General features: G+C 59.5%; 3 protein-coding genes and 1 pseudogene. 1 reads left to right on the plus strand and 3 read right to left on the minus strand.

Going from position 1 to position 2,328, the window contains the following annotated elements:
- A partial coding sequence (locus tag SAHL_RS01685; protein ID WP_148045448.1) for an AAA family ATPase occupies positions 1 to 383 on the minus strand: 383 nt, incomplete at its 3' end.
- Positions 384 to 808: 425 nt separating this feature from the next.
- Between SAHL_RS01685 and SAHL_RS01690 the strand changes: the two genes are divergently transcribed.
- Positions 809 to 1,066: a DUF4242 domain-containing protein gene (locus SAHL_RS01690; RefSeq protein ID WP_123589691.1), complete on the plus strand. Its 258-nt coding sequence runs from the start codon at positions 809 to 811 to the stop codon at positions 1,064 to 1,066.
- A 221-nt stretch (positions 1,067 to 1,287) separates the two neighbouring features.
- Here SAHL_RS01690 and SAHL_RS01695 read toward each other — a convergent pair whose 3' ends face one another.
- Both SAHL_RS01695 and SAHL_RS17940 read right to left on the minus strand, forming a co-directional pair.
- Positions 1,288 to 1,761 (minus strand): methyltransferase family protein, encoded by a 474-nt coding sequence (locus tag SAHL_RS01695; protein WP_221177779.1) that lies wholly within the window; start codon positions 1,759 to 1,761, stop codon positions 1,288 to 1,290.
- Between the two features lie 226 nt (positions 1,762 to 1,987).
- Positions 1,988 to 2,328: pseudogene (locus SAHL_RS17940) on the minus strand (IS91 family transposase); the annotation flags it as partial.

A 2,328-nucleotide genomic window follows, 5' to 3' on the forward strand; every position in this document is an offset into this window, starting at 1 on the left:
GCGTCGCCGGCGACCGCATCGGCGAGCTGGTCGTCTTCCGCCAGTTCCAGCCAGCCACGCATCAATTGCAGCCAGGGCCAGTACGGCGGTGCACTCGGATCTTCCAGGCACCGTCCCCAAAGGACCTGAAAGCCCAGATCGTCGGCCTGGTTTGCGCCTTCCTGGGCCAACCTCGATTTGCCGATGCCGGGTTCGCCGCTCGCCAGCAACAGCCTGCCGCTGCCGGCCCGGGTCTGACTCAACGCATCGTCCAGCACCCGCAGTTCATCGCGCCGGCCGATGAAGACCGTGCCCGCCGGGACCGCGCCGGTCAGACTATTGCCGCATCCATCGCAGAAGGCGGCGCCGGTTCGATTATCACGTCCGCATTGGGAGCAGTACATTGCGGCGATCCATCCACCGACTCCTTGTCTCCATGGCTTGCATTGCAAACCATGAAATGGTCGGCTTTATAAAAACGTGCGCCAAAAAAATCATATTTTTTCGCAGATACTTGCGATTCCGCTCATACCGAAACCCCGTCGCCCGGTCGTGCCGCCGTATACCTTAGAGAATACCTATCGCCGGTATTCCAAACATCAGTGTACATCGCCCGCGCCCGCAGCTCGGGCCGGCAAGATTTTTTAAAACATAAACGGATTGATTTCGTACCGCGATCGTATGCTAGATTTAAGGCCAAGACTTGCGATTGTTCCGTCATGGAAACTGTCGTTCTGACGGGCGAAGCATCGGGCAAGCGATCGAACGCGCCCCAACAACTCCACCGGGAAATGGTGTGCACGGATTGACCGCACAAGGAGGAGTAGCCATGCCGTTATTTCTGATCGAACGCAATTTCGCCGACCAGCTCGAGTTGTCGGCGGACACCGTCCGCGAGGTCACGCAGATCAACGCCGAAGTCGGTACACACTGGCTATTTTCCTTTCTGAGCGCCGACAAGAAGAAGACATACTGCCTGTACGAAGCTTCCAGCGCAGAAGCCATAGGGGAAGCCGCGCGCCGCGCCGGACTGCCTGCGGATCTGGTCATCGAGGTCGACAAGGTCAATCCGCAGACGTTCGCATAAACGATAAAGGCCCGAACGTCTGCTTCGCCGCGCATTCTTCAAGGACGTTATCTCAGGGCTTCCTGTCGTTTTTCCGAGACCGGAGGCAAGCTAACTGCAAATGAGTTGATAGTGCATGAGCCGAAACGGTGCCGACGCGTATGTCGGGTATGCCAAATAACTCGGGCGTTGTTGGTGGCTCAGTATTTGGCCGCCGTCTTGTCCGCTTTCTGCGGCGACGCTTATTCAGGAGGCCGCGGCCTTGGAAATGGACACACCATCGGCACCCTGCGCTTGTAATGTCCGTACGCGTCGCCGTGCGCGTCGAGCAGATCGCGTTCTTCGAGCTGGAGTGCCAGCAGGATATACACGGTCATAGCAATCGCGAACAACAGGTGGCCCAGAGTCATACCCGGCGTAGCCCAGAAAGCGATGATGAAGCCGAGCATCAGCGGGTGGCGCACGATCCGGTAGTAAAGTCGTTCCTTGAACTCAGGCGGCGTGTACGTCCGGCCGCGGGCGCGCAACCAGACCTGACGCAAACCGAACAAATCGAAATGATCGATCACGTAGGTGCTGGTGAACACCACCAGCCAACCGAATGCACACAGGCCGTACAGCAGCCACGCGGCCCAAGGCGTGTCGATGCTCCAGACCATGGCCGGTAGCGAGCGCCATTGCCAGAACAAAACAATCAGGACCAGGCTCGACAGCAACACATAGAGTATAGGAAGAATAAACGCCCTCTCGCGAGTAGTTGAATCTACTCCGTCGTGTTCGAGAGGTTCATGCGCGCCGGCTTTGTCTGCTTGTATCGCGGATTTGGGGAATGAGCGCGGCTGCTTGGCAGGCCGAATCGGTGCAGGGATGGTCGGCAACCGCGCTGAACCCGAGGTTGGCACGAGCGAAGCCTTGCGCGCAGCCCACAGCTTTGCTTTGCGTTCAGCCAGATGTCGGACGCAGCACGAGCCCGGGCGGTGCGCGCGCCGCTGGGCGGTGGTAGGCGTTGGGTAGGGCGCCTCTTTTTTCCAGATGATTGAGAATCGACCGAATCACGGCAGGATCATCAATGGCGGCAATGATCCGCACTGTGCTCCCGCAGGCCTCGCAGGTTTCGATGTCGATATCGAAGACCCGCTTGAGACGCTGTGCCCAGCTCATGGCGGCACGCCGTTGCCCGGGCGTTTTGCCCTCGGGGCTGGCGCGGCGGCTCGGACTGCCCTTACCCCGGTGCGCCGGTGTCACCCGCGCCCGCCACTTGCTATTCGGGGCAAACACCCCAT

The organism is Salinisphaera orenii subsp. halophila YIM 95161 (assembly GCF_003732545.1).
In the GTDB taxonomy this organism is placed as follows: Bacteria; Pseudomonadota; Gammaproteobacteria; order Nevskiales; family Salinisphaeraceae; genus Salinisphaera; species Salinisphaera orenii_A.

Coding starts and splice junctions, on each gene's coding strand:
- SAHL_RS01690 (WP_123589691.1), top strand. CDS start 809: ATGCCGTTATTTCTGATCGAACGCAATTTCGCCGACCAGCTCGAGTTG.